Origin of the sequence: Helicobacter saguini (genome assembly GCF_000762875.2) — a bacterium.
Classification (GTDB): Bacteria; Campylobacterota; Campylobacteria; order Campylobacterales; family Helicobacteraceae; genus Helicobacter_A; species Helicobacter_A saguini.
Map to the genome: position 1 here is coordinate 32,704 of NZ_JRMP02000007.1, position 26,699 is coordinate 59,402.

The 26,699-nt window shown below is 37.2% G+C and carries 22 protein-coding genes, 3 tRNA genes and 1 pseudogene; 16 read left to right on the forward strand and 10 right to left on the reverse strand.

Features of this window, described 5'->3' with window-relative positions:
- The first annotated feature begins 1 nt into the window (after position 1).
- Positions 2–1,192 carry a replication-associated recombination protein A gene (locus LS64_RS05625; protein WP_034573410.1) on the forward strand — a complete coding sequence of 397 codons (1,191 nt, stop codon included), beginning with the start codon at positions 2–4 and terminating at the stop codon, positions 1,190–1,192.
- Between the two features lie 18 nt (positions 1,193–1,210).
- On the opposite strand, the gene LS64_RS05630 is transcribed toward LS64_RS05625, so the two are convergent.
- The gene (locus LS64_RS05630; RefSeq protein WP_034573407.1) at positions 1,211–1,471 is read right to left on the reverse strand and encodes a bZIP transcription factor; all 261 of its coding nucleotides are present in this window, start codon (positions 1,469–1,471) and stop codon (positions 1,211–1,213) included.
- 149 nt (positions 1,472–1,620) lie between these two features.
- Here LS64_RS05630 and pheS point away from each other — a divergent pair, with 149 nt between their 5' ends.
- From pheS to LS64_RS05670, 8 genes are all read left to right on the forward strand, one after another.
- Positions 1,621–2,634, forward strand: a complete 1,014-nt coding sequence (gene pheS / locus LS64_RS05635) for a phenylalanine--tRNA ligase subunit alpha (protein WP_081948383.1) — start codon at positions 1,621–1,623, stop codon at positions 2,632–2,634.
- Positions 2,635–2,731: 97 nt separating this feature from the next.
- On the forward strand, positions 2,732–3,628 hold the full coding sequence (locus LS64_RS05640) for a DUF2156 domain-containing protein (RefSeq protein WP_034573404.1): 897 nt from the start codon (positions 2,732–2,734) through the stop codon (positions 3,626–3,628).
- Between the two features lie 191 nt (positions 3,629–3,819).
- Positions 3,820–4,149: a F0F1 ATP synthase subunit C gene (locus LS64_RS05645; RefSeq protein WP_034573399.1), complete on the forward strand. Its 330-nt coding sequence runs from the start codon at positions 3,820–3,822 to the stop codon at positions 4,147–4,149.
- A gap of 132 nt (positions 4,150–4,281) precedes the next feature.
- A tRNA-Leu gene (locus tag LS64_RS05650) sits at positions 4,282–4,365 on the forward strand.
- 57 nt (positions 4,366–4,422) lie between these two features.
- Positions 4,423–4,509 (forward strand) — tRNA-Leu (locus LS64_RS05655).
- A gap of 70 nt (positions 4,510–4,579) precedes the next feature.
- A tRNA-Arg gene (locus tag LS64_RS05660) sits at positions 4,580–4,656 on the forward strand.
- 21 nt (positions 4,657–4,677) lie between these two features.
- Positions 4,678–5,271, forward strand: coding sequence for a hypothetical protein (locus LS64_RS05665; protein WP_034573396.1), 594 nt, complete (start codon positions 4,678–4,680; stop codon positions 5,269–5,271).
- Complete coding sequence (locus LS64_RS05670; RefSeq protein WP_118988412.1) at positions 5,272–5,592, forward strand: hypothetical protein; 321 nt, start codon at positions 5,272–5,274, stop codon at positions 5,590–5,592.
- On the opposite strand, the gene LS64_RS05675 is transcribed toward LS64_RS05670, so the two are convergent.
- The gene (locus LS64_RS05675; protein WP_138127262.1) at positions 5,527–5,778 is read right to left on the reverse strand and encodes a hypothetical protein; all 252 of its coding nucleotides are present in this window, start codon (positions 5,776–5,778) and stop codon (positions 5,527–5,529) included. The two genes, LS64_RS05670 and LS64_RS05675, sit on opposite strands and share 66 nt — an antisense overlap.
- Here LS64_RS05675 and LS64_RS05680 point away from each other — a divergent pair.
- Positions 5,747–6,640, forward strand: a complete 894-nt coding sequence (locus LS64_RS05680) for a hypothetical protein (RefSeq protein WP_052062446.1) — start codon at positions 5,747–5,749, stop codon at positions 6,638–6,640. The two genes, LS64_RS05675 and LS64_RS05680, sit on opposite strands and share 32 nt — an antisense overlap.
- A gap of 88 nt (positions 6,641–6,728) precedes the next feature.
- Positions 6,729–7,931 carry a hypothetical protein gene (locus LS64_RS05685; protein ID WP_034571453.1) on the forward strand — a complete coding sequence of 401 codons (1,203 nt, stop codon included), beginning with the start codon at positions 6,729–6,731 and terminating at the stop codon, positions 7,929–7,931.
- A 16-nt stretch (positions 7,932–7,947) separates the two neighbouring features.
- Here LS64_RS05685 and flhF read toward each other — a convergent pair whose 3' ends face one another.
- Entirely contained in the window at positions 7,948–9,402 is a 1,455-nt protein-coding gene (gene flhF, locus LS64_RS05690; protein WP_034571457.1) for a flagellar biosynthesis GTPase FlhF, read from the reverse strand.
- A complete protein-coding gene (gene folK / locus LS64_RS05695) occupies positions 9,403–9,864 on the reverse strand; it encodes a 2-amino-4-hydroxy-6-hydroxymethyldihydropteridine diphosphokinase (protein ID WP_160659346.1) in 462 nt (153 codons plus the stop codon).
- 185 nt (positions 9,865–10,049) lie between these two features.
- Here folK and LS64_RS05700 point away from each other — a divergent pair, with 185 nt between their 5' ends.
- Complete coding sequence (locus LS64_RS05700; protein ID WP_034571464.1) at positions 10,050–11,267, forward strand: NAD(P)/FAD-dependent oxidoreductase; 1,218 nt, start codon at positions 10,050–10,052, stop codon at positions 11,265–11,267.
- A 19-nt stretch (positions 11,268–11,286) separates the two neighbouring features.
- Here the strand turns inward: LS64_RS05700 and greA are convergent, their stop codons facing one another.
- A complete protein-coding gene (greA, locus tag LS64_RS05705; protein WP_034571466.1) occupies positions 11,287–11,769 on the reverse strand; it encodes a transcription elongation factor GreA in 483 nt (160 codons plus the stop codon).
- Between the two features lie 78 nt (positions 11,770–11,847).
- Between greA and LS64_RS05710 the strand changes: the two genes are divergently transcribed.
- Positions 11,848–12,717 carry an alpha/beta fold hydrolase gene (locus LS64_RS05710; protein WP_034571468.1) on the forward strand — a complete coding sequence of 290 codons (870 nt, stop codon included), beginning with the start codon at positions 11,848–11,850 and terminating at the stop codon, positions 12,715–12,717.
- Here the strand turns inward: LS64_RS05710 and LS64_RS05715 are convergent.
- Positions 12,714–14,591 (reverse strand): alkaline phosphatase, encoded by a 1,878-nt coding sequence (locus LS64_RS05715; RefSeq protein WP_034571471.1) that lies wholly within the window; start codon positions 14,589–14,591, stop codon positions 12,714–12,716. The two genes, LS64_RS05710 and LS64_RS05715, sit on opposite strands and share 4 nt — an antisense overlap.
- Positions 14,592–14,881: 290 nt before the next feature.
- Between LS64_RS05715 and nrfH the strand changes: the two genes are divergently transcribed.
- The 3 genes and pseudogenes from nrfH (at position 14,882) to LS64_RS05730 (ending at position 19,036) form a co-directional block, all read left to right on the forward strand.
- The gene (nrfH, locus tag LS64_RS05720) at positions 14,882–15,406 is read left to right on the forward strand and encodes a cytochrome c nitrite reductase small subunit (protein WP_034571474.1); all 525 of its coding nucleotides are present in this window, start codon (positions 14,882–14,884) and stop codon (positions 15,404–15,406) included.
- 1,109 nt (positions 15,407–16,515) lie between these two features.
- Positions 16,516–18,357, forward strand: a pseudogene (locus LS64_RS05725) (ammonia-forming cytochrome c nitrite reductase subunit c552).
- 181 nt (positions 18,358–18,538) lie between these two features.
- Positions 18,539–19,036: an NAD(P)H-dependent oxidoreductase gene (locus LS64_RS05730; RefSeq protein ID WP_034570484.1), complete on the forward strand. Its 498-nt coding sequence runs from the start codon at positions 18,539–18,541 to the stop codon at positions 19,034–19,036.
- Between the two features lie 50 nt (positions 19,037–19,086).
- On the opposite strand, the gene LS64_RS05735 is transcribed toward LS64_RS05730, so the two are convergent.
- From LS64_RS05735 to LS64_RS05745, 4 genes are all read right to left on the reverse strand, one after another.
- The gene (locus LS64_RS05735; RefSeq protein ID WP_034570481.1) at positions 19,087–22,209 is read right to left on the reverse strand and encodes an efflux RND transporter permease subunit; all 3,123 of its coding nucleotides are present in this window, start codon (positions 22,207–22,209) and stop codon (positions 19,087–19,089) included.
- Positions 22,167–22,331, reverse strand: coding sequence for a hypothetical protein (locus tag LS64_RS12405; protein WP_160659272.1), 165 nt, complete (start codon positions 22,329–22,331; stop codon positions 22,167–22,169). Before LS64_RS12405 ends, LS64_RS05735 begins: the two co-directional genes overlap by 43 nt.
- 254 nt (positions 22,332–22,585) lie before the next feature.
- Complete coding sequence (locus LS64_RS05740) at positions 22,586–25,120, reverse strand: hypothetical protein (protein ID WP_064773691.1); 2,535 nt, start codon at positions 25,118–25,120, stop codon at positions 22,586–22,588.
- A 21-nt stretch (positions 25,121–25,141) separates the two neighbouring features.
- Positions 25,142–26,587 (reverse strand): efflux RND transporter periplasmic adaptor subunit, encoded by a 1,446-nt coding sequence (locus LS64_RS05745; protein WP_064773690.1) that lies wholly within the window; start codon positions 26,585–26,587, stop codon positions 25,142–25,144.
- Positions 26,588–26,699: the final 112 nt, after the last annotated feature.

Consider the following 26,699-nt stretch of genomic DNA (forward strand, 5'->3'; position numbering starts at 1 on the left):
AATGCGCAATATCGCCCTTGAATTTCGTCCCAAAGACTTAGAATCTTTTGTCGGGCAGAGCCATTTATTAGGCAAAGGCGCGCCACTTAAAGCCATTTTAGATTCTAGCATTAAGGATAATAACCTGCCAAATCTAATCCTTTTTGGTCCGCCAGGCAGCGGGAAAACTAGCCTTGCCCTAATCGTTGCAAGGCTTACAGAGCGCGAACTGCTAAGCTTTAATGCGACAAATTTTAAGCTAGAAAGCCTAAAAAAAGAGCTAGAAAAACATAAAAATAGCCTTTATAAGCCCATACTTTTTATCGATGAGGTGCATCGCTTAAATATCGCACAGCAGGAGTTTTTACTGCCCATTTTAGAGCGTGGCGATGTTAGTTTTATCGCGGCTAGCACGGAAAATCCTTACTTTGCACTAAGTCCAGCGTTAAGAAGTCGCACATTGTTATTTCAATTTAAGCCTTTGCAGAGCGAAGATTTGGCGATTTTATATGATAAAGTCGTGGCGAAATATCCGCCAAAAAGCGATTTTACGCAGGTCAAAGAGTGGCTTTTAAAAAAAAACACAGGCGATACACGCGCATTTTTAAACCTTTTGAGCGTTGCGTTGGATTTAGATTCTAATAACGCATTAAGCATTGAAAACTTAGAATCTATCACGCAAAATTCGCAAGGCGTAAAGTCCGCGGATACCCACTACGACTACATTTCGGCGATGATAAAGTCCATTCGCGGAAGTGATGCGGACGCGGCTGTGTATTATTTGGCGTGCCTTATTCAAGCGGGCGAAAACCCCGAGTTTATCGCGCGCCGCTTGGTGATTTTAGCTAGTGAAGACATCGGCAATGCAAACCCAAATGCGTTAAATCTAGCCAACAGCGCGATGCAATCAGTCGCCAAAATCGGCTATCCAGAGGCGCGTATAATCCTGTCGCAATGCGTGATTTACCTAGCCAGCAGCCCCAAAAGCAATGCGGCGTATTTAGCCATAGACGCGGCTTTGCGTGATGTGAAATATCGTAGTGAGCCTATTCCGCCGCACCTTAAAACGCACTCAAAAGAGTATCTTTATCCGCACGATTTTGGTGGCTGGGTCAAACAAATCTATCACAATGGCAAAAAATATGTGAAGCTTAAAAACATCGGCTTTGAGAAAACCCTAAGCGAGTGGCTTAATAAAATTAAAGGGAAGTGAATGATAGAATCTTAGATTCTATATTTTCTTAGAATCTATATTATCCTTTTTCCATTGCAAGTAGTCTTCAAGGCGATTTATTGTATCTTTTAAATCTTTATTTTGCTTTTGCAAGTCTTTAATTTGAGAATCTTTAGAATCTACATAAGCTTTAGAATCTGTATTTTTCCCAAAAATTGTATTGACTAAAAAGTATAAAAACTTGAAAATGGCGATGATTACGCCCACGAAAATGCCGATTAACACTAAAAAAACTAGCACGCCTACTATGAATTTCATAACATTTCCTTATAAAAAATTCTAAAAAATTACGCATAAAAATTTATGCAATTTTATCAAAAAACTAAGTTTTTTGCTAGAATCTAGTTTTTAAAAAGTGGCGATTTTCACGCCGCAAAACACATTTTTACAGAATCTAAAGGCGTAAAATGCAAGAGCTAAAATCACAAATAAAAGATTCCATAAATAAATTAAAAGAAGTCGAAAATGCCGAGCTACTCGAGACTTTGAGGGTTGAAATTAGCGGTAAAAAAGGCTTATTCACAAAAGCTTACGCAAAAATAGGCAAGTTAGAATCCGCCCTAAAAAAAGAAGTCGCAAGTGAGATAAATGAGCTAAAAAAAGAGTTTGAGAGCATTTTTGAGGGCAAAAAAAGCGAGATTGAGGCAAAGATTTTAGAATCTAAGCTAAAAAGTGAGCGGCTAGATTCTAGCCTTTTTAACGCATTTAGCGCGAGCCGTGCGGGTAGCATTCACCCTGTGTATTTGATGCGCGATATGATTATTGATTATTTTACTAGCCTTAATTTTTCCTTGCAAGATGGCGGCTTTGTCGAGGATGATTTTCATAATTTTGAGGCGTTAAATATGCCAAAAAGCCACCCGGCGCGTGATATGCAGGACACTTTTTACTTTGCAGATTCTATGCTGCTTAGGACCCACACTAGCCCTATTCAAATTAGGACTATGGAAACGCACAAGCCGCCCATTCGAATGATATGCACGGGTGCGACCTTTCGGCGTGATTATGACTTAACGCACTCGCCGATGTTTCATCAGTGCGAAGGGCTTTTGGTTGAGAGCGGTGATAATATTAGCTTTGCAAATTTGAAGGCGATTTTGGATGGCTTTGTAAAGCATATTTTTGGCGATGATGTAAGTTTGCGGTTTAGGTCGAGCTTTTTTCCATTTACAGAGCCGAGCGCTGAAGTGGATGTGAGCTGTATGTTTTGCAAGGGGGGTGGGTGTCGCGTTTGCTCTGGCACGGGATTTTTGGAGATTCTAGGTTGCGGGGTGGTAGATTCTAATGTGTTTAAAGCCGTAGGATACGAAGATGTGAGCGGATATGCCTTTGGTATGGGCATTGAGCGACTTGCGATGCTAAAATGGGGGATAAATGATTTGCGTAGCTTTTATGAGACGGATTTGCGCACAAGGGTGTAGATTCTAAAAATATGACCTTTATATTTATCAAACTTAAACAAACTTTGATAGAATCTGGCTTTTTATAGAATCTAATGAGAATCCAAAAAGGCGAATTATGTCAAGTGAAATAAACTTCAAAGAAATAACGCTAGATGACAAGAAAATAATTAATCAATATTTAAAACAAGATAGCTTTATGATTTCGGATATTTCGTTTGGGAATCTCTTTATTTGGCGGCACGCACGGCTTATCGAGTATGCGATTTTGCATGATTGCTTGGTGATACAGACGACTTATAAGGGCGAAAATCCTTTTCTTTTTTTCCCTATCGGCGCGGGTGATAAGCTCTCCACACTTAAAAAATTAAAAAACTTTTATGATAGCAAGGGCATTCCATTTTGTTTTCACTCGCTTGAAAAGCATAATTTGGAGATGCTGGAGAGCATTTTTGGCAGTGTGAAAAGCCACCTAAACCGCGATAGGAGCGACTATATCTACCTAACGCAAAACCTAATTAGCCTTGCTGGACGCAAATATCATAAGAAAAAAAACCATTTGAACCGCTTTTTTGAGGAATATGCGGGGTTTAGTTTTGAGGAGATTAGTGCGGCGAATTTGAGCGATTTAAAGGCGGTGTGGGATGTGTGGAGTGGCGATATAGAATCTAGTGATGTTGGGCGGTTAAGTGAAAGTGTTGGCATTCGAGATGTGTTTGAGCATTACACGGAGCTTGGCTTTCGTGGGGGGCTGCTGCGTTTTGAGGGCAAGATTATCGCGTTTAGTTTTGGCGAGATTTTGAGTAGCGATATTTGCGTTATTCACATTGAAAAGGCGGATATTAACTATCGTGGCGCGTATCAGGCGATAAATCAGCAGCTTTTGTCGCATTGTTTTAGCGATGTAAAGTATGTAAATCGCGAGGAGGATTTAGGCATCGAGGGCTTACGCAAGGCGAAAATGTCGTATAATCCAGATATTATTTTGGAAAAATTCGAAGCGGTGATAGGCTAGATTCTATAGAATTCTTAAGAGTTTTTAAGTATTTAAAAAAGAGTAAAAATATAGAATCTAAGGGCAAAAAAATTATTTTTTTTAGAATCTTTATTGTTTTTTAAGCTATTTGTAAATATAATAACAACTATGCTTTAAAAGTAGGGGGCATATCCGAAATTGGCATAAGTTTATTTTTGAAAGGATTTAGTATGAAAAAACTGCTTGTTTTGTTTTTTACATGCGTAGGATTTGCGTTTGCGGCGGCTAGCACTAGCGGCGATATTACAGGGGCGGACTTGGTTATGGGCTTGTCAGTCCTTGCGGGTGTCGTGGGCTTGGGTATTGCGGCACTTGGTGGTGCGATAGGTATGGGTCATGCGGCTTCTGCTGCGATTTCTGGGACTGCTAGAAACCCTGCACTTGGCTCAAAACTGCAAACTACGATGTTTATCGCTATCGCTCTAATCGAAGCGCAAGTTATTTATACGCTTGTTTTTGCGATTATTGCGATTTATGTTAATCCGTATTTGGCAGCATAGTTTTTTATTTTTTGGGATAGAAAACGCGTTTTAGAATCTTGCTTTTTGCAATGATTTTAGTGCTTAGATTCTATAAAACTTTGCAAGATTCTATGATTTTGTGGAATCTTAGATTCTATAGAATCTATATTCGCGCTGGTGGTGGAATGGTAGACACACCATCTTGAGGGGGTGGCGAATTTATTCGTGTGAGTTCAAGTCTCACTCAGCGCACCATTATGCGTTTTTGAAGTAATGTTAGAATCTAGATTCCAAAGTGTTACGATTTGTAAAGCCGGAGTGGTGAAATTGGTAGACGCGCTAGACTCAAAATCTAGTAGAGGCAACTCTGTGTCGGTTCGAGTCCGACCTTCGGCACCATCAAAATCCATTAGAATATAGAATCTAAAACGCAAAATCTTTACACATTTTTTATAGAATCTTAAAGTTTGTCCTGATAGCTCAGCTGGATAGAGCGTAAGATTCCTAATCTTAAGGTCATGGGTTCAAATCCCGTTTGGGACACCATTTTATGTATGGACTAATCAAATGAAAGAAAATATTTTAAAAGATGCGGCAAAAGCAGCGATTTTGAGTGGCGCATTTGTGGGCGTGGCAAGGTTTATGGAGAGCAAAGATTCTAAAAAAAATGCGATTTTGGAATCTAGCATAGTGGGTTTAAAAACGGCGATAGCAGAGGGTGGCAAGGCGATTTTAAAAAATAAAAACTCCGCATTTAAGGCAGTTAGCAAGCCAGCAAGTATCACAAAAAGCGTCTTTAATGCGTGCGCTCAAACCGCCCTAGAATCCGCAAATGACATCAATAAATATTACAAAGGCGAAATTAGCAAATCCACTTGCATTACGCGTGTAGCGGAGAATGCAGGCGGCGTAATCGGCTCTATGGTGCTAGGTCGCGCGGCTATGATAGTGGGCGCGGCAGCACTTCCTGCAATGGGCGGTGTAGCAGGTGCGGTAACTCTTGGACTTATCGGCGGCTATGTGGGCGAAAAAATAGGTAAGAAAATCGTAAATGGCGAACTTTTTGGTAAAAAAGATTCTAAACAAGAGTTGCACATGCAAGATTCTAAAGACACTTTACTAACCTTAACAAAAGAGCTAAAATCACTAAAAGGAAACTAAATGCGACTATGGCTAAGAAAACTAAGACGAAAAATAAAAATCCACAAGGCAAAAAAGCGACCAAATCATCCATTTGAAACAATTTTGCTTAAAGACGTAGATAAGCCTGTACCAAGCGAGATTGCCGCAAATATTAACGCCCTGCCTTATGAATATTTTATCAATTTAAATCGCGATTTTTTGTATAAAGAATATGAGATTAGCGATGCAAAGCCTAACTTTAGCGAGAATAAGAATAGCCCACATTTTATAAACTTAGAATCTATTTACGCGAATATTATCGTAGCAAAAACGGGGGGGGGGGGTAAATGCCCTAAATAACGCAGATTCTAACCAAACCCAAACGCAAGATTCTAAACAAAACTTAGAATCTAACACCAAAGATTCCATAAAAATCATAGAATCTACCCAAAAAGATTCTATAAAATTTACCCTAGATTCTAAAAATCCGCAAACCACAATCGCAGCGCAATTTATAGAATCTAAACGCAACCACAAATTACACAATGGCTACTTTGACTTTGACCCCGCCGCCAAAAACCCTAAAAGCCCGCTAAATCCATGGGCGTGGGTAAGAGTGAAAAACGAAATCCACACAATCAAAGCCTGCTTAGAATCTATCCTGCCAGCATTCCAACGTGGCGTAATCGGCTACAATGACTGCGATGATGGCAGCGAAGAATTTATCTTAGATTTCTGCCGCAAATACCCAAGCTTTATACCGATAAAATACCCTTATAGTGTCACACTAAAAGACCCGCCAACAATGCAAAACAAACTATATTTCTACCTAACTTATATAGAAAAATTTATCCCAGAAGATGAATGGATACTAAAAATTGACTGCGACCATATCCACGATGCTGCCAAACTTTATAAGAGTTTTTATTTGATACATGACCATCAATCTTGCATTTTTTATGGCAGGATTCATATCCATAAATTTGATAATGAATTGTATATACAAAAATATGATAATGGTTTTATTATCGAGGGTGGCGACCAACTATTAATACAAAGAAAACACTGGTGGCACATAGAAGATTTAGTCAGTGACAAAGGCGAAGTAGTCGCAATGTCAAAGGATAAATGGAAAAAGAGTGAGCTAGATGATTTTTTAGCTAAAGAAAAAATGTATAAAAATCAAGAGTTTGGTATGATTGCAAATATGGATTTTATTTATTACACAGAGATTAATAACTGGCATTTCCCTTACATTAAGGATTTCCGTGCCAACAAAGCAAGTGAGCAAGAATGGGTAAAACTAGATGATTTTATAGAATCTAATAAAGATTTAATAAACACACGAATAGATTCTAAAATGCTTGATAAAGACTACATCCTTTCTCTCTACAACCGCTTCGCTTAGAATCTAGATTCTATATATTTCATAAAACAAAGCCCACATTTTAAAAGTATAATTTCACCTGTAATTTAAAGCTTAAAAAAGGACAAAAATGCAAGACTATTTAAATAAATGCCTAGATAAAAATGAGCGTGAAAAGTTACTAAAAGATTTTTTAAAAAAAAATAATGGCGATTTTAGCGTAGATTCTATGATACAAGAAAGGATAGAATCTTTTAAAACTAGCCAAAATTTTGATGAAAAAGAAGCTAACTTTGATGTGAAAATTTGTAAAAATAATATGTTTCTTTTAAGGCATGAAGTTAGCAAAATACACACTCCTTTGAGTGATAAAAAAAACTTAGAATACCGCATTTGGCGGCTTTCTAGCAGTTTTAATGACGCAGATTCTATCCTTAATCTCGGGCTTTTTATGTATCTGCAAAACGCGCAAATTTCTAGCATTGATAACGCGCTCAATACCTACGCTTATCACGCCTTGCTTGGCACAAACTCCAGCGGTTACGATAATAGCACCTTTTGCTATCGTGCGTTTTTGATTGCGGCGAGTAATAATTTTGCCCTTTTGCACGCGCTTTTTCCGCTAGATTCTATACCGAGTGTTAGTTTTGGTGCGCTTGAGTGTGGTTTATTAAGTAATTTGTTTATTTTTACGCTTTATAAAAATTCTAAAAATCCTAACTTTAAGGCTAAAAAGTTCCAAGAAATTATTGACAAACAAATGCAAAAAGCCTTAAATAAGAAAAAAATATGGGAAGTTGATAAATATTTGATTTTGTGTTTAAAGGCACTTAGCGATGGCGATTTCAAAGGTTTTAGTGAGCTTTTAAATGATTTGTGCGAGGCGATTTTAAAGCACGATTGCAAATTTAAAGCCCCCTTTGCTTTAGAATCTTTAGGACTTCTAAATCTTGCAAGATATATTTATCCAAAGTTGCAATTTATAGAACCTAATACAGAAAATATTGTAGATTCTATAACTTTACCAACTGCAAAAAATTTCCCCTTAGGGCTTTATAATTATCAAAAAGAACGCGATTTTAAGAGCGGAGATTTGCTATTTAAATACCCACCACCGCTTAGTTTGCTAAATCTTTTTTATGAAATTAATATGCCAGATGTGCATATTATAAGGTTAGAAGATGAAGTAAAACGCGATAGAGCAGAGATGTTAGAGCAGTATTTAAAGCATTCAAAACGCGCTCTAAACGCCCAAATCATCGATGTCAATCGCTTTAGAAACGATGTGTGTGAGAATGTTTTGCATCTTGCGAAAGAAAAAGGTGTTTTTTAGAATCTAAACCATTATCCTACTTATTAGGATTAGTAAAGCCATCTAGTAGCCAGTCGACTAGGGCTTCGTTTGTTGCGACTACAAGGTCAGTTGGGACTTCTTGTCCTACGCTAAAATAACTAATGGGCTTTTTTGTTTCATACGCAAGGCTAAAAATATTGCCTAAGCCGCGACTTTCATCAAGTTTGCTAAAAATTAGCGTATCTAGATTCAATATACCAAAGGCGTCATAAATATCACGCAAATCTTCATACTTTGTCGTAGCACTCATTACTAAAGATGTGTTAATCTTATAATCGCCCTGCAAATATTTCTTAATTTGCGCGATTTTCTCACTATCATTTTGCGAGCGACCCGCTGTATCTACTAAGATATAATCGCAATATCGCAAAGAATCCAAAGCCTTTACAAAGTCTTCAGGCGCCATTACCATTTGTATGCTTATTCGCATTCGCTCTGCATACCATTCTAGCTGTTCTAGCGCGCCGATTCTATAGCTATCAAGCGTAATAATCCCAACTTTTGCCTTTTTTTCTAACGAGAATCTAGCCGCTAGTTTTGCCAAAGCCGTAGTTTTCCCCACGCCTGTAGGACCAACAAGCATTATGATTTTTTTAGTCATATCCTTACTTTCAGGGCGACAATATATCATTTTACGCAAGACTTCGCGGAAATATCGCTTTATAGTCAAAGAATTTTCACGCATTTTAAGCGGCATAAGCTCTAAACTAAGGCTCATTATAGAATCTAAATGCTCTTTACATATCCCACTACTTTTGGCTATGCGATAGATTTCGGCAAATTCATGCGGGATATTTATCCCCTCACTTTTTGGTCCTCTATCCTCCCATACCATATTTTGAATGAGTTTGAGTTTATCATTTAGCTTATCTAGCTCTTGCTTTATCCCACGCAGTTCTTCGACACTCTCACCCTTTGCATTTGCTCTCTCTTGTAGTTTAGAATCTACCCTGCGATTTAGTATATCTAGTGTATTACTTGCTTGCTGCACCATAGGCGTATTTGGCGTGTTGCTTGGGTATGCTTGACGCGATTTGATTTGTGCTTGACTTTGCATTCGCCTTGCATTTGGACTAAAGTCGATTTTTATATCATCGCCATCTATATCATTACTTAGCTCTTTTATTTGCTGGACTGCTTTTGTTAGCTGTCTTGCGGTATTTTCATCAAAGCCATTGTTTAGCTTTTGCGCCCTTTTTCTCTCTAGCTCCCTTTGTGCTATATCATCTAATCTTTGTTGTATGCTATTTTTTGGGGCAATTGTTTCATTTTGCGACTCTATTACTTTAGAATCATCTACGGCTACGACTATTTCATACAAGCCCGGTTCATTTAAGGTTTTCTTACGTATTTCTTTATTATCCACGATTAGCGCGTCATCGCCATGTGCGTCTTGAGCCTTACGCATCGCATCTGTGGGCGTTTCTCCTGAGTATGTAAATAGCTTCATTTATTCTAGTCCCATTTGAAAAGATAGCGGTTTTAGCACAGATTCTCTATTGTGAAAATCTTTGTGCGGTAGGCTCAAATGCTTTAAATTAGCCCTTTTTTTATCAAAATAAATTAAGTCAATATCTATTTTGCGTGGTGCGTTTTTAAAGGCTCTTTTACGGCTTCGCCCTAGCTTTCGCTCCAAATAAAACATTAAAGCATAAAAATTTCTAAGACATAAATTAGTGCTTAAAATAATAGTGGCGTTATAAAAATCTGGCTGCTTTGTATAGCCAAACGCCTTATTTTTATAAATATGAGATGTGGAAAAAAGTTTTATAAGTTTATTGTTTTTAAGACTTAAAAAAAGATTTCTAAATATCTTAAAAGTGTTGCCCATATTGCTACCGATGCCTAAAATCACAAGATTTTTATAGAATCTATCGCTAAAAGCACACTCATAAGGAAAATATTTAATCATAATTCGCAAGGCAAAATCTCCTAAAAAGATTCTAAAAGTTGGTTGAAAAACTTGAATTATACCTATTTTAAGTAAAAATGTGTAACAAAATTGATAGAAAATATTTTATTTTTCGCTTTTTAAGAATACTTAGCGTTAAAAATAGATAAAATACAAAAATCTCTTTACATTAAAAGGATAAACAAATGGAAAACAAAAAGAAGATTCTAATAATCGGTGGGGGCTATGGGGGCTTAAGAACTGCAATCACTTTGCAAGAAAATTTAAAAGATAATGAAGCCGATGTTACACTAATTAGCAAGCACGACTACCATTATCAAACCACACTTTTGCATAAAGTCGCAATAGGCACTCTAAGCGGTCGCAAGGCTAGAATCTATTTTAGAAAGATTCTAAACCCGCGTAAGATTCACTTTATAAAAGATAAAATCAAAAGCTTTAATATAGAGCAAAAATATGTCACAGGAAATGGTGGGAAATATCATTATGACTATTTGGTAATCGCACTAGGCTTTCGCCCGGATGATTTTAATATTAAGGGTGTGAAAGAATACGCACATAAGCTATCGTCATTGAATGCTGCGTTAAAACTTGATAAAAATATCGAAAATAAATTCAAAGAATACTGCCACACATTAGATAAAAATGACTTAAGTGTAATAGTGTGTGGGACAGGCTTTACAGGTATAGAATTTGCCGCAGAGCTAGGTAGTAGGCTAGATGAGCTGTGTTTAATTAGCGGGATTGATAGGAGCTTGCCGCGCGTGACTTGCATAGGGCGTAGTGATAGAATCTTGCCTATGTTTAGTGAAAAAGGGAGCAAACTAGCACAAAAAAAGCTAGAGCAATTTGGCGTAGAAGTGATAAATGGTGCGAGTGTGGATGAATGCTGTGAAAATGGCGTGCATATCACATATAAAAATGGTGAAACGCGATTTATCGAAGGCAACACAATATTGTGGAGCACAGGTGTAAAAGGGAATGATAGCGTGGCAAAATCATCTTTAGAAAATGTCAAGGGCAGAATCAAGGTCGATGCGTATTTACGCTATCCAAAAGATTCTAGCATTTATGTTGTGGGCGATTGCGCTATTGCGACTTCAAGAGATGTAATACACGCGCCAACCGCGCAATTATCCGCACAAATGGGCGATTATGTAGCGCGTTCTTTAATTAAAATCTTGCGTGGTGAGAGTCAAAATGAAGTCTTTAAATTTAAACATCGCGGCACCGTTTGCTCTATCGGTCACACAGATGGCGTAGGCGTGATTTATAATAATGAATTAAGCGGCGAAATGGCAGCATTTCTAAAAAACTTTATAGAAAACAAATGGCTTTTTGGCATCGGCGGCTTACACCTTGTCTTTAAAAACGGACAATTTAGATACCGCACAAGTAACTAATATCTAACTTATAAATCCCCTAAAACTCAATATCCCTATACTCAATCTTTAGAATCTCAAAGTCGGTTTCGCCGCTTGGGAGTTTTATAGTGACCTCTTCGCCCTCTTCTTTGCCTATCAAACCATTTGCTAAGGGTGAGTTAAAAGATATTAGCCCGCGGCTTGGGTCAGATTCAGTAGTGCCGACAATCGTATAGATTTTCTGCTCGTCAGTATCACAATTTAATATCGTAACCGTGCTGCCAAAGCTAACCTTATCGTGTTTCAAGCTCTTAGGGTCAATGACCTCCGCATTTGCTAGCATCGCGCTAATCTCGCTAATCTTATACTCAATAAAGCTTTGTTTTTCCTTAGCAGCGTGGTATTCGGCATTCTCTTTCAAATCGCCGTGAGCGCGCGCTATATCGATTTCCTCAGCGACCTTTGGACGCTCGACCTCCTTTAGATTTTTTAGCTCTTTACTCAATTTATCAAACCCATGCTTACTCATCGGCTCTGCCATATTCTGTCCTTTGATTGTGTTAAACTTGCTATTATACAAAAATTTGTATTAAAATTAACGTTTTTTTAAAGGATTGCTATGGCGGTAAAAGATGTGGATTTTAAGGGTGTTGCGTGGCGTATTAGTTACATTTTGGTGAATAATCAAGCGGCAAAAAATATCGTTTTTTTGCATGGCTGGGGGAGTAATAAGGAGCTGATGAAACTTGCATTTGGCGAAACTTTCAAGGATTTTAATCATATTTATGTGGATTTACCGGGCTTTGGGGGCTCTCCTTGTGAGATGGTGCTAAATACTTATGATTACGCTAAGATTATAGAATCTTTTTTGGGGGCTATGGGGTTGCAAGATTCTATAGAATCTGCCCTAAACCACGCGGGTGGGAGCGGTGGGAATAATAGAGAAGGGCAGAAAGATTCTAATATTATAGAATCTAGTTTGCAAAATCCGCCTTTAGATTCTAAAGATTCTAACATTTCTATAGAATCTAACCAGCCTTTAAAATCTAACACAATTATCGTAGGGCATAGCTTTGGTGGGAAAATTGCGCTTCTTTTAAATCGCGAGATAATTCTACTAAGTAGCGCTGGAATCTTGCTACCAAAAAGCCTTAAAGTTCGCCTTAAAATCGCTATAACTAAGATTCTAAAAACGCTTGGAATAAAGAATTTTAAAGCCTTTAGAGCAAGTGATGCAAATAATCTTAGCCCTGTGATGTATGAGATTTTTAAAATCGTGGTAAATGAGAATTTTGAAAATGAATACGCAGAGTTTAAATGTAAAGCCACAATTTTTTGGGGCGAAAATGACACCGCCACGCCCTTGCAAAGCTATCATAGAATCTTAGAGCTTATGCCAAAAACCACACGTTCATTCATCCTAAGCGGCGACCACTACTTTTTCCTAAAACAAGGCGAAAAAATCGAGCAACTTTACAAACAATCTTAGAATTTAGAATCTTTTGCGTTGAGATTTAGGGCTTTTGCTATGCCGAAAAAGACTTCGGTGTTATCCATTATGCCCTTAAAATAATTGCTCCCTACGCCGTGAGCCATTAGGACTACATCATCTGCGGCATGGACTTCTTGGTCTTCTTTATAAGGGATATTGCCAAAATAATGCTCGCCTTGCACCTTCTCATTTGCGATATATCGACCATTAGAATCTTTTATCGTTGGGCTAGTTGGTTTTTCCTTAAGATGATAGTTTGCGATATAGTCTGGGTGATTTGCAAACTGCACGGCTAGGGTAATCTCAGCATCTGGATTATCCGGGAAGCCATCTTTATCATTATCGACAAATGTTGGGAATATGGAATCTTTATAAGTGCGAACCGCTTCACGCCCACTCTTGCCATCTAGCTCGTGATATGTCCCTGTGATACTTGCGCCGTGCGCGTGGTCGGCTACGACAATGATTAGCGTATCGCCGCGTTTATCGGCAAAATCGCGACCGATTTTTACTGCTTTATCAAGCTCAATTGCGTCATAAGCGGCGCGTTGCCAATCCATTTTATGCAGTTGTTTATCAATACTCGCCCCTTCGACAAGCAAGAAAAATCCATTTTCATTTTGGCTTAAAATCTCTAATGCGGCTTTTGTCATTTCCATTAAATTTGGCTCATTATCAAAGTTTTTTAGCACATCAGGATGTCGCAAGACTTCGCGGTCAAGATACACATTCATATTATCCATATTGTAAAGTCCTAGAATCTTTGTGGTAGAATCTTTAGAATCTCGCTTTAAATTTGTGCGAAAATCTTTCATAATATTTTGCAAATCTTTGCGGTTAAAGGCGATTTTGTAGCCAGAATCTCTAAACGTCATTGTTAAATCCGCCCCATCGTCTCTCACACCGCCTTTCTCATCATATAAAAAATTAGCCAAACCCCCACCCATAATAATATCAGGGCGCGTTCGTAAATAATCAAAAGCAATCTCATTTTTCATATCGCGATTTCGCGTATGCGTGGCAAACGCCGCTGGAGTGGCGTCATTGATATTTGCGGTAGTAACTAAGCCTACGCTCATCCCACGTGTTCGTTTCAAAAGTTCAGTCATTGTTTCTACACGCGGGTCATCAAATGGATTTTTGGTATGATTTTCATACACGCCCATCGCATTTACCACGCTTTTATGCCCTGTGGAATACGCGGACGCCGAGTTTGCCGAATCTGTCGTAAGCGCGTCATAGCCACTTGTCGTAACTAACGCCATATTATCAAGCCGCTCCATTTCAAGTAAGCCATTGTATTTGCCCTGCGTTATGCCTTTGCTAAGAATTCGTGCCATTTGCTTTGCTTGCAGGCTCATACCATCGCCGATAAAAAGGATTACATTTTTGGCTTTTATTTTTGGATTATCTTGGGAAAAATCGACCACTTTATAGGCGATATTTTGGGAGATTTCGGCTTTAGATTCTGTAAGTTTAGAATCTGTGTTTTTAGATTCTATAAGTTTGCCACTTGCTTGCACCTTAAAAGTGCCACTTCTAGGGAAAGTTACATTATTTATGCGGTAGCTAACCACGCCATTATCCACGCTCACACTCGCCCTTTTATCAAAGAATTTAGCCGCATCCACGCCATTTATACTAGCTTTAATGCTATTTGTTTGGCAGTAAAAGCACTCGACTAAGAAGTCAAAACGCCCACCAGCTAGGAATTTGGCGTTATTTATAGGCAGGATTCTAATGTGTTTTGAGTTTATAGAATCTGTTTTTAGATTCTGTGCGTTTTGTGCGATTTTAGAATCTAAATTTTGTGCATTCAAACTCGCAAAAGCCGCCACACTAAGACAAAGACTTAAAAAAACCTTTTTCATATCGCTTCCTTTTAATAGACAAATTTGTGCTAAAAGCGTAGCGAAATTATGTAAAATCTTAGAATCTGCTTTGTAAAGATTCTATAAATTTTATGGAATCTTCGCCTTTTTGTAATGTTGTATTTTTAAAGATAATCATTCTTATAATTTTATCGGCGAAAAATTAGGAAAATTGTTTAGATTCAGTTTAGATTAAGATTTGATTGTGTAGAATACGCTTTATCATTTTTTTAAATTAATGATAAAGTTACAAAATATATAATATTTTAAGAAAAAAGTTAAGGTGAGAAATGCAAGATTCTAAAGATTCTACCACACAAAAGCAAAAGAAATTTAGTGCGTATTTTGCTATTGTTTTCGCACTTTTAGCGGTGCTTTTTATAAGTGGGGCTTACACTTTTCATAATGCAAAGGGGATGAGCTACCTTAGCAATGATAGCGCCGCGTGTAATAATTGCCACATTATGAATGATGTGTATGCTGATTATTTGAAAGCCCCGCACTCTAAGAAAATCAAGGGCGAGCCGCGTGCGAGTTGTGGTGATTGTCACTTGCCGCACAATTTCATCGATAAATGGATAGCAAAGGCTGAAAGTGGCGTAGGACACGCGTATGCCTTTACTTTTAAGCTTAATGATTTGCCAACAAATCTTAGTGCGACTGAAAAGACTAAAAAAATCGTGCAGCAAAATTGTATGAATTGTCACGCAGACTACGCTACACACGCGATAAATGCGACTACTTCGCGTGGTATAAAAGACGCACTAACTTGCACATCTTGCCATGTAGGAGTAGGACATAAACAAGGTTTTTAGATTCTATCCACTCTCTTAGTAGGGCGGCGGGACATTAGATTCTAAAAGATTCTATAACTTAGAACTTTATCTTAAAAAAGTTTTAATTTATAGAATCTAGATTCTATCCACTCTCATAATAGGGTGGTGGGTGGGCTTTAGGCATTTGCGAAGCAAACTAGATTCTAAAAAATTGTTAAATTTAAAATGAGATTCTATAAATTAGAATTTTTGAAAGATAAAGTTTTAATTTATAGAATCTAGATTCTAAAAAGGCGTTTTGTTTTAAAGCCAAAATGCCCACCCACCACCCTTTTTTAAGACGTGGTTAGAATCTAGATTCTAAAAATTCTAAAATTTATAATTTTTAAAGGATGTAAATTAGTAATTGATAAAAGTTAAGGTATAATTTGTTTGTGAAGCATCGTAACCTTCGTGTGAAGAGTACCAGCTTCACACAAGGAATCGCTTCGCCGAAAGGAGAAACGAGCATGTTTTACATGAAATACCTTGTAATTATAGCATTGATTTCATTAATCTTTGCCGTAAGAATGTATTAATTTTGTAAATTTTTACATTTCACACATTGTGTGGGGGTTGCGATTTTCGTAACCTTTAAGATTACAAAGTATTTTCCTTGTTTTACTACTTCTAACTTTTAATCATAAAACTTACATATTTTATAATTTATAGAATCTAGATTCTATCCACTCTCTTAGTAGGGCGTTTAGGATTCTAAAAAGATTCTATAAAGATTCTATAACTTAGAATTTTATCTTAAAAAAGTTTTAATTTATAGAATCTAGATTCTATCCACTCTCTTAGTAGGGTGGTGGGTGGGCTTTAGGCATTTGCAAAGCAAACTAGATTCTAAAAAATTGTTAAATTTAAAATGAGATTCTATAAATTAGAATTTTTAAAAGATAAAGTTTTAATTTATAGAATCTAGATTCTAAAAAGGCGTTTTGTTTTAAAGCCAAAATGCCCACCCACCACCCTTTTTTTAAGACGTGGTTAGAATCTAAACCCAAAGATTCTATAAAAACGTAAGGTTATAGAATCTAGATTCTAGTATTTTGCGTGTAGTCCATCCAAACGGAAGACGAATCTTTTAAACAAAAGGAAGAGCAATGAGCAAAAAAGGCTTTATCACCGCCATTGTCGGCTTAGTAATCATCATCGGCGCGGTATTTTGGCTAAATAACGACATCACAAAAAAGCAAGAAGCAAGTCTAGGCGGCGTAGATAGCAAGGATTTTGTGGATATGAGCGATGATGTCCCGCTATTTGATGTGTGGGGGCAGAATTTCCCTGATTACCTTGATATGTATTTGGTCGTGGAAAAGGCAGAGCCGATTGCGACAGAATTTGGTGGGAATCTAGCCTATTCAAAGCTCATTCGCTATCCGCAACTAACGCTACTTTGGGCAGGTTACCCTTTTAGCATTGATGCAAATGAGGAACGTGGGCATTTTTGGATACAAGTAGACCAAATGGAGACCGCGCGAAACAACAAAGACTTTCTAAACACGCATGGCTTTGCAAAGTTTGGCGGACAACCAACTGCGTGTATGAACTGCCACAGCGGCTGGACTCCATGGCTAATACGCAATACAAAGGGCGAGACATTCAATGATAAATGGGTTGCCTTTAACTCCACAAAATACTGGACTATGGTAAAAAATATCCCCGCCCTAAATGGTATCGAAGAGGGCAGTGATAAGCACAAAGGACCGCATGGTGGTAAGCGAATGGGCGTTACATGTGCAGATTGTCACGCCCCGGATGATATGTCGCTAAGACTTACAAGACCTGCCGCGATAAATGCCCTAGTAGCGCGTGGATATAAACCACATGAAAAGCAAGGCGTGGAAGCTAGTCGCGAAGAAATGAGAACGCTAGTTTGCTCACAATGTCACGTAGAATATTACTTCCGCCCAACAGGCACAAAGGTCAAAGTAATGGGTGAATCTATCGCACAAGATTCTAATGCAAAATGGCTAGATGGCACGCAAAAGACTTATGATGAGTATGAATTATGGAGAAATGGTAATTCGCCTACAGAGATTGAAGTAGCAGGGCTAGAGCTAGTTTTCCCTTGGAGTGAGTGGAAAAAAGGGCAGCCATTTAGAATCGAGATGTTTGATGATTATTATGATAAAGTGCGTGATATTTTCCCGCAAGACTGGGCGCATAAGATAACGGATGCTCCTATGATAAAGATTTAGCATCCTGAAAGTGAGCTATTTAGCGGCGGCGTGCATGCGGCAAATGGCGTGGCGTGCGCGGATTGCCACATGCCTTATGTTAGAAAGGGTGCTAAAAAGGTAACGCAGCACAATGTTACTTCGCCCTTGCAAGATATAAATTCGGCTTGTAAAACCTGCCACACGCAAAGTGAGGAGTATCTAAAAAGGCAAATCCATGATATTCAAAGCTCAATTGCTTATGATTTGCGAAGTGCGGAGTATGCGAGTGTTAGTTTGATTAAAGATGTGGAATTTATACGAAATGAATTAGGGAAAATGCCAGAGTTTCAAACTGATGGCAAGGCTGATAAGGCAAAAATTAGCAAAGAGCTAAAAGAAGTGCTAGAGCTGCATAGAAAGGCACAAATGAGAGGCGATTTTGTCGGCGCGGAAAACTCAACAGGATTCCATAATCCTAGAGAGGCAAGTCGAATGCTACTTCAAGCTGTAGAAATGGCACGCGAGGGTCAAGCAAAGCTAGTAGAAGTTGCTAGTAAGCATAATATCAAAGGCTTTAAAATCTCAAATCTAGGCTTTGAAGAAATCCAAAAATACAACCCGGGTGAAATCCACTACAAAGTCGATGTAAATGGACACAAAGCCGGCACACGATATTATGATGATAAAAACATAAATGGAGCGCCCCCAGCAAAATACCTAGAGCTAGATAAAAACACCCGCCCATACAACTACAAGGAAATGGATAAACAGGCTAGTAAGTAGATTGTTTAGAATTTATTTTATATTTAGATTTGATAAAATCTTAGAATCTACTTTGTAAAGATTCTATTGTGTAGAATCTAAGCATTTTTATTAAAAAAATACTAACTTTTAGAATCTATCAACCAAAAATCTATAAGTTTTTTGTAGAATTGTTATATTTTGTTACTAAAAAGGAGTAAAAATGGATACTTTGGTGATTTTTGCGCATACATACTGGAAAGATTCTAAGGCAAATAAGGCGTTGCTCGAGGCGGCTAGCAAGCTAGAAAATGTGAAAATTCACAACCTTACTACGACTTATCCAACCGCGGCGATTGATGTGGATAAGGAGATTTCGCTGCTAAAAGAGACGAAAAAAATCGTGTTTCAATTCCCGCTATTTTGGTTTAGCACGCCTAGCATTATGAAGGAGTGGGAGGATGTCGTGCTTGGCAAGATTTTATATGGCGACAATCCAAAGCTGCTCTCTGGCAAGACTTTTAAGGTCATAACCACGGCGGGCGGCACAAAAGAGACTTATGAGGGGCATCATGGCTACACGATTGAGACGCTGATGCTACCGCTAAATTGCGCGTTTCAGTATATCGGCTGCAAGATTGATGAGCCTTATGCAATTTTTAAGGCGAATGCGCCAGGTGCGGTAATGCCAATTGATGAATATCTAGCGAATTTGAAGTAGAATCTAGATTCTATAATTTTGGCTACCTAGATAGATAATTAAAATAGATTCTAAAGGGTTTTGGGCTTTAGCCACGAGCTAAGGGAGGCGATGAAGCTCCAAAATAGGGGGATGAAAAATATGGCGATGAATGTGGCGGCTAGCATTCCGCCGATTACGCCTGTGCCGATAGCATTTTGACTACCACTACCCGCACCTGTGTTTAGTGCTAAAGGTAACACGCCGATAGAAAAAGCTAGTGAAGTCATAATAATCGGGCGGAAACGCAATTTTGCAGCGCCTATTGCAGAATCTAGTATGCTTTTTTTCTCAATTTCGTGTAAATGCTGGGCAAATTCCACGATTAATATCGCATTTTTCGCCGCTAAGGCAATTAGCATTACAAGCCCTATTTGGAAATAAATATCATCATTTAGCCCACGCAAAGTAGTCGCTACGCATGCGCCAAATACCGCAAAAGGCACAGCGGTAAGAACGCTTAAAGGCATAAGCCACCTTTCATATTGCGCACACAATATTAAATACACAAAAATTAGCCCAAAAACAAAAGCTAAACGCCCTGTGCTTGAGCTATATTTCTCTTGATAGCTACTACCTGAATAGCCTAGTGTATAATCTTGCGGCAGCACTTGCGCGGCTACTCGCTCAATGGCTTTCAGTGCGTCTCCACTGCTATAGCCATCTTTAGGATTTCCCATAATTTTAGCGCCTGTAAAAAGGTTAAATCTATCAATTATATCAGCACCAACGACACGTTCAAAATTAACTAAAGAGCTAATCGGCACTAAAGAGCCACTACTACTTCGCACAAATACGCGGCTTAAATCTTCTGGTATTTCACGGAATCTAGATTCAGCTTGCACATTTACTTGATACGTCCTACCATAAAGGTTAAAATCATTTACATAATATTTCCCAAAAGTGCTTTGCATTGCCGTAAATACATCATCGACATTTACGCCCATTGCCTTTGCTTTTTCCCTATCTAGATTCAAATAATACTGCGGAATGTTCGCACTAAACATACTTCGCACACCTGTTAGCTCTGGCTGTTTATTTGCTTCCGCCACAAGAGCGTTTGCGTAATGTTCTAAGTCTTTAATACTGCCATTTCCACGACTTTGCAAATATATTTCAAATCCCCCAGCAATGCTTAAGCCCATAATTGCCGGTGGGTTAGTAGCAAAAGCGATTGCATTTAGATTCTGTCCGTAAGCAGCACTTGTCTGCCCTACGATTTTAAAGGAGTTATCTTTCCTTTCTTTCCAATCTTTCAAAGTCGAAAAGATTACCGCGCCACTTGTCCTTTGCGCTCCTGCTAAGAAATCAAATCCTGCTATAAAAAAGTTTGATTGTATATTTGGATTAGATTCTAAAATGCTTAAGGCTTGTTTGCCTGTATCAATTGTGCGTGACAAAGCACTAGCTGGTGGTAGCTGTATAAAGCTCATCATACTGCCCTTATCTTCAGCTGGGACTAAGCCTGTAGGAAGCCTTACTAAAAGTGTGTAAGTGCAGCCTATAATTGCTATGAAACAAAGAGCCATTAAGATTCCATGTTTCATCGTGCGAGAGATTTGCTCGCTAAACTTTCGCGTTAGAAAATCAAAAAAATCATTGAATCTTTTTACGATATAAAAGGGCTTAGATTCTGTATTTTTTAAAATGCTTACGCATAATGCCGGCGTTAATGTTAAAGCCACAAAGCCACTAATAACAACTGATATAACAATAGTAATAGCAAACTGCTGATAAATCGCCCCAGCAAAGCCGCCGATAAATGCCACAGGGATAAATACAGAACACAAAACTAAAACGATAGCAACAACAGGTCCTTGTATCTCACTCATAGCTTTTAAAGTCGCATCTTTTACGCTATATTTATTACCATTAGAATCTACTTCGCTATGTAGTATCCTTTCCACATTTTCAATGACAATAATTGCGTCATCTACCACAATTCCTATCGCTAAAACAAGCCCAAAAAGTGTTAAAAGATTTATAGAATAACCTAACGCATACATTCCAGCAAATGTGCCTATGATACTTACAGGAATGGCAATCACAGGGATAATCGTAGCGCGGATATTTTGTAAGAAAAAATACATTATTATAATAACCAAAGCAATGGCTTCAAAGAAAGTCTTTACCACTTCTTTCACACTAACGCGGACAAACTTTGTATTATCAAGCGGGACGCGATAATCTAGCCCTGTTGGGAAATTTTCCTTTAGCTCTTGCATTTTTTTAGTTACCGCATCCATTACATTTATCGCATTTGCTCCGGGCTGTAAATTGATACCAAAAGCAGCCGCAGACTTACCATTTAATAAAGGCGTAACGCTATAATCTTTTGAGCCTAGCTCAATTCTAGCTACATCGCGAACTCTTAAAGATGAACCATCGCTATTGCTACGAATGATAATATTCCCAAACTCTTCAGGGCTAATAAATCGCCCTTGCGTTGTAACGCTATATGTAAAAGCAATCTCTTTTCTAACAGGCTCTGCCCCAAAGCTACCTAGTGCAAATTGTGAATTTTGCTCACTTATAACCTTTGCTACTTCGCTTGGCGTTAGATTATTTTGGGAGATTTTATCTAAATCAAGCCAAATTCGCATTGAATAGTCATTTTGACCAAACACGGTAACATCGCCTACGCCATTTACACGTTTTAATTCATTTACGATATTGATACTCGCATAATTTGCTACAAATATAGAATCATGGGCTGGATTATCGCTATAAAGGGCGAAAATGGCAAGCATTGTGCTGCTTCGTTTTCTAACATTTACACCTAGTCGTTGCACTTCTTGTGGGAGCTGAGATTGCACACTTTGGACGCGGTTATTGACATTTACCATTGCCATATCTGCGTTTGCATCATTTGCAAAATACACGCTTATGCTTACCGTGCCGCTACTACTACTGCTGCTTTTCATATATAGCATACCTTCAACGCCATTTATTGCTTCTTCTAGCACGCTTGCAACCGTGTTTGCCACGACTTCAGCACTTGCCCCGCTATAAGTTGCCTGAACCGTGATTTCATTAGGCACGACTTGCGGATACTCTTCAACAGGCAGTGTAAATATGCTAATTATCCCAACAAGCACAATCACCACAGATATTACCATAGCAAAAACAGGACGATTAATAAAAAACTTTGACATGCTTTTTCTCCTTTTTTATGGAATCTAGATTCTATATTTTTTTTAAAAAGGGTGGTGGGTGGGCGATTAGGATAAATTATAGAATCTAAATTAACAATATTTTTCTTTATATCTATTCCCACCCAACCACCCTTTAAGGATGGATAGAATCTAGATTCTATAAATTAAAACTTTTTATATTTAAAGTTCTAAGTTATGGAATCTTTTTAGAATCTAATTTTAGAATCCTAAATGCCCTTTTTTGATAAATGGATAGAATCTAGATTCTAAATATTTTTCTATCTATTCTAAACCTTGCCACCCTTTAAAGTATTTTTAACCTATCGCCCACCCACCGCCCTTTAAGGTTGAAAAAATATTTTATAGAATCTAGATTCTAATATAAATTTTCTCTCTCCCATAAAAGTAGGTTAGATTCTAAAAGTTGTTTATTTATCTTTCGGGCTAAATTATCGCGTGTGTCAAAAAAGTGATAAAATATTTCTAAATTTTCTTTATCCACAAAACCTTTTATTGTATTTCTACCAAAGCCTTTTGAGCCTTTTGTCGTTTTTACCCTTGTGATTCTGCTATCTTTTGTAGAATCTAGGACTTGAAAATCAAGTGGATTTTTTTGCATTATCGCATTTGTAATATCATAAAAGCTATCATTAAAGTCTTTATGTTGATATTCATCATTTGAATGATAGAATCTAAATATTTGCAATGCTACGTTAAATAAATCTTTTGCCTCTTTGCTAAACTCAAATTCACTTAAAAAGATTCTAAAATCAAAGGGCTTTTCTTTTATATTTTCTTGCGTATTACATAATCCATCGTTTTTAGAATCTAGCATTTGTGGTTCTAGCACATTTAGCATTCCTTTAGAGCAGCCAAAGCCTAGTTGTGTGTGAGTAAAAGGCATAATGTAGTTTCTAAGCTTAATTTTTTTACCATTTTCAAGGACTTCTTTATTTGTAAAAGCCATATTTAAATAAAAAAGTGAAAAGCAAATAGCATCGCTAAAAAGCTCATCGCTAATATCATCTATTTTTCCTTTAAAAATATAAGCGTTTCTTTCAAAATATTTATTATGTGTATTAAAATTTATACCTTTTTGCAAAAGGGCATATTTTAGATTCTGTGTTGTAAGTGGATTTTTATTTTTAGATGGCTTATTTGTTAGATTGATTACACCTTTTAGATAGCATATATCCCCTAAAATCATTCCTTTTTGATTTTCTAATATAGTTTTTTCTATTTCGTTTAGTAAATTTGGTCGTTTTAAATCATAAGTATATGTTTTTACAAAATGCAAATTTGCTATTTCTAAATCATTAGAATCTACTTCATATCTACTAGCAGAAAATGAGTTTTTGTTTATAGTTTCGCCCTTATCTTTATCAAAAATTATTTGGGATATGGACCACTCGCTTAGTTTAAATGTAGTCTTTGCATTACTAAAACTATGGCTTACTATTTTATATCCACTTTTTATATACTCATTAATTTCATCACATAAAAAAGATTCTGTCATATAATAAAATATTATTACTTGCGGTTGCAACTTTACTACTTTATTAAAAAACTGCATAGCGGTATTTGAGCCTTTTTTATTTTGATAGGGTGGATTCATTATTACCATTAGCTTTTTATTGCTAGCCGCACAAATTTGTGTGATTGTTTTTAAAATATTATTGTGTAAAAACAAAGGCTCTTTATTATTTGCTAAATAATCAAATTGAATAACATTGCTAAAACCCTTAATCTTGCAAGTATCCACATCCATTTGCTCTAATGTGCTTAGATAACAAGAATCTTTATAGTCCCTGCCAAAGTCATTTTCAAGATTGCCAACACCAGCGCATGGGTCAAATACTAAAAAGTCTTTCATATCATAGCCGCTATTCTTTAGAATCTTATTTTGCAAACTTACAAAGCAACTAGGCGTATATTCTCCCCCTGTAGTCTTTCTATATTTTTCACTATAAAATCTAGCCGAATACTCTAAGATTTTTAAAAACTCTTTTTTATCCGGCGGTCTTTTATATTTCGCCCAAAAATTTCTATAATTTTTCTTACTTTTAATCGTGTATATTTCAGTTTCATATTTTTTCTTTGTTATCATTTTGGTTTTTGAGATATATTTTATATCTTCTACTTCTAGCTTTTCATTAAATGAATATTTGAAAAGATTTAGATTTGTCCCTTCGTTTATCAAGTCTTCGTAATCATTTAGTGTGTCGCCTTTTTTAGTAAATAAATTATTTTCTGTTGCAACAAAGTCTTGTTTATATTTCGTGCCATTTAGTATATCAACCAAAAAAAGATTGATTAGCTCTTGCTCATCTTGGATATTTTCAAATTCTATTTCTTTTTTCCATTCATTATATACTAGATTTGAATTTTCTAAGGTGATATAAATCTCACTTTGCCCTTGCATAAGGCTTTTATATATTTCTTTAATTTCATTATTTTTAAAGATTGTAATGCGTGGGATTTCTTTATATATCGTTTTATCATTTACTATGCTTGTTAGAATCTTAGGAGCTAATCTATCATTTATCCTATCAATCGCATCTTTACTAGGAGTGCTAGGAATCTCAGCATTCCAGTTAATATCATTATTAAACATAACGCTATCATCGCAGTGTATCAGCTCTAAAATATCATTATTGTTAGAATCTAAATAAATTAGTGCGAGTTTATCTAGGATTCTATCTTGCTTTTTATTTGTTAGAACGATTTGGGCTAATGCCTTTCTGTGTGCGTTAATATCAGTTATTTTATACTTAGATTCTATATATAAAATGGGCTTATGATATTTATTTTTTAAAATCACATCAATATTATTTATATCATATTCGCAATATTTCCCCTCATCGAAATATTTATTTGCAAATTTGACTTTGTAATTTACTTCTTCGCTCATTTTATGCCTTTTTAGATTCTATCAAAATAGGGTGGTGGTGCGATAGGTAATATTTATAGAATCTAAATTGTTTGTAGAAATTCGCAAGGGCAAAATTTCCTTATATTTTAATGGGTGGGAATGGGTGGGACTTTGGAATCTAAGGAAAATTTGCCCTTGCGAATTTAGTTTGTTTAGAATCCTAGATTCTAAATTCACTAATTTTATAGAATCTAAATTATTAGATTCAATACTTCTATAGAATCTAGATTCTATAATTGATATTTTTTTAGAATCTTGTAAGTTAGATTCTATAGAATCTTTAGCGGTTTTAGAATCTAGATTCCATATATTAGAATCTAAGAGTGCTTCTGCTGGTGGATTTGTCGGGGCGCTGGGCGAATCACTTGTATCTACTGAAACACTAATTGTAGGATTAATCTTAGCTAAATGCGAAGTAATCACAATATCGCCATTTTGCAAACCACTAGAAATTAGCACAAAAGCATCCTTTAGATTCTGCCCTAAAGTCACGCGTGTAATGCTTGGCTTATCGCCTTTAAGCGTATAAACATAGCTACCCTGAGAATCTTGCAATAACGCCGACTGCGGAATAGCAATAACATCTTGGGCTTCAAATCCTTGCAACTTTACTCGCACAAAGTCATTTGGCAAAAGAGCAAACTTATCATTATCCACAATCGCCCTTGCTTTAATCGAATTTGTCTGCGTATCAAGGACAGAATCTATAAAATCAACCTTGCCCTTATGCTCGTAAGTGTTGCCATTATTTAGAATAAATTCAACCGCGATATTATCCTTATTCAAATGCCGCATATAATAAAAGTCATTGCTAGGAATGCTAAACTCCGCATAAATAGGCGAGAGCTGCGTAATAGTCGTAAGCACATCTTGCCCACTGCGACCTACGACATTACCCACATCATATCGCCGCATACCGATGCGACCGCTCATAGACGCCACGACATCCGTGTAGCCTAAGTCAATCATCGCATCATCTAGGGCAGCCTTTGTATTATCCACATTTGCCTTAGCCGAAGCGTAGTTAAATTGCGAAGTATCATACTGGTCGATAGTAAGGACGCCTTGCTTATAGAGCTTTGAGACGCGTAGCCAGTCCTTTTCAGCCTTTGTGAAATTCGCTTTTGCGGCGTCATATTGCGCTTTTGCCATATTGACTTTTGCTTGATAGCGTGTAGGGTCGATTTTGAAAAGGTGCTCGCCCTCTTTAACTATATCGCCCTCTTTTACATCTTGGGCTAGTAGCACGCCCTCCACACGCGCATATACGCTACTTTGCTGCACGGATTTAAAACGCGCTGGATATTCAAAGCTAAGGAACATATTTTGGGCTTTTACTACCATGCCTTTAACTTGCATTTTTGGCGTTTCTTGTTTCTGCTCTTTGTCGCTACTACACGCGATTAGTGCTAGTGATATTAACATTGTTAAGATTACATTTTTCATAATTTTTACTCCCTAAAAATTCGTCTTCCGTCTATCCTTTACAAAAATTTTTTGTCCGCTCGTTGCGACAACCGATTAGGTTAGTCTCACTTCGCGGACAAAAAAGTTTTTG

What these genes read in the sequence shown, in the direction of transcription:
- LS64_RS05715 (WP_034571471.1), bottom strand. Translation starts at nt 14,591, where the DNA reads ATGAAAAAGGTTTTTTTAAGTCTTTGTCTTAGTGTGGCGGCTTTTGCG.
- LS64_RS05700 (WP_034571464.1), top strand. Translation starts at nt 10,050, where the DNA reads ATGGAAAACAAAAAGAAGATTCTAATAATCGGTGGGGGCTATGGGGGC.
- LS64_RS05735 (WP_034570481.1), bottom strand. Translation starts at nt 22,209, where the DNA reads ATGTCAAAGTTTTTTATTAATCGTCCTGTTTTTGCTATGGTAATATCT.
- greA (WP_034571466.1), bottom strand. Translation starts at nt 11,769, where the DNA reads ATGGCAGAGCCGATGAGTAAGCATGGGTTTGATAAATTGAGTAAAGAG.
- LS64_RS05630 (WP_034573407.1), bottom strand. Translation starts at nt 1,471, where the DNA reads ATGAAATTCATAGTAGGCGTGCTAGTTTTTTTAGTGTTAATCGGCATT.
- LS64_RS05730 (WP_034570484.1), top strand. Translation starts at nt 18,539, where the DNA reads ATGGATACTTTGGTGATTTTTGCGCATACATACTGGAAAGATTCTAAG.
- nrfH (WP_034571474.1), top strand. Translation starts at nt 14,882, where the DNA reads ATGCAAGATTCTAAAGATTCTACCACACAAAAGCAAAAGAAATTTAGT.
- LS64_RS05710 (WP_034571468.1), top strand. Translation starts at nt 11,848, where the DNA reads ATGGCGGTAAAAGATGTGGATTTTAAGGGTGTTGCGTGGCGTATTAGT.
- LS64_RS05645 (WP_034573399.1), top strand. Translation starts at nt 3,820, where the DNA reads ATGAAAAAACTGCTTGTTTTGTTTTTTACATGCGTAGGATTTGCGTTT.
- folK (WP_160659346.1), bottom strand. Translation starts at nt 9,864, where the DNA reads ATGATTAAATATTTTCCTTATGAGTGTGCTTTTAGCGATAGATTCTAT.
- LS64_RS05745 (WP_064773690.1), bottom strand. Translation starts at nt 26,587, where the DNA reads ATGAAAAATGTAATCTTAACAATGTTAATATCACTAGCACTAATCGCG.
- LS64_RS05670 (WP_118988412.1), top strand. Translation starts at nt 5,272, where the DNA reads ATGCGACTATGGCTAAGAAAACTAAGACGAAAAATAAAAATCCACAAG.
- LS64_RS05625 (WP_034573410.1), top strand. Translation starts at nt 2, where the DNA reads ATGCGCAATATCGCCCTTGAATTTCGTCCCAAAGACTTAGAATCTTTT.
- pheS (WP_081948383.1), top strand. Translation starts at nt 1,621, where the DNA reads ATGCAAGAGCTAAAATCACAAATAAAAGATTCCATAAATAAATTAAAA.
- LS64_RS05685 (WP_034571453.1), top strand. Translation starts at nt 6,729, where the DNA reads ATGCAAGACTATTTAAATAAATGCCTAGATAAAAATGAGCGTGAAAAG.
- LS64_RS05740 (WP_064773691.1), bottom strand. Translation starts at nt 25,120, where the DNA reads ATGAGCGAAGAAGTAAATTACAAAGTCAAATTTGCAAATAAATATTTC.
- LS64_RS05665 (WP_034573396.1), top strand. Translation starts at nt 4,678, where the DNA reads ATGAAAGAAAATATTTTAAAAGATGCGGCAAAAGCAGCGATTTTGAGT.
- flhF (WP_034571457.1), bottom strand. Translation starts at nt 9,402, where the DNA reads ATGAAGCTATTTACATACTCAGGAGAAACGCCCACAGATGCGATGCGT.
- LS64_RS05640 (WP_034573404.1), top strand. Translation starts at nt 2,732, where the DNA reads ATGTCAAGTGAAATAAACTTCAAAGAAATAACGCTAGATGACAAGAAA.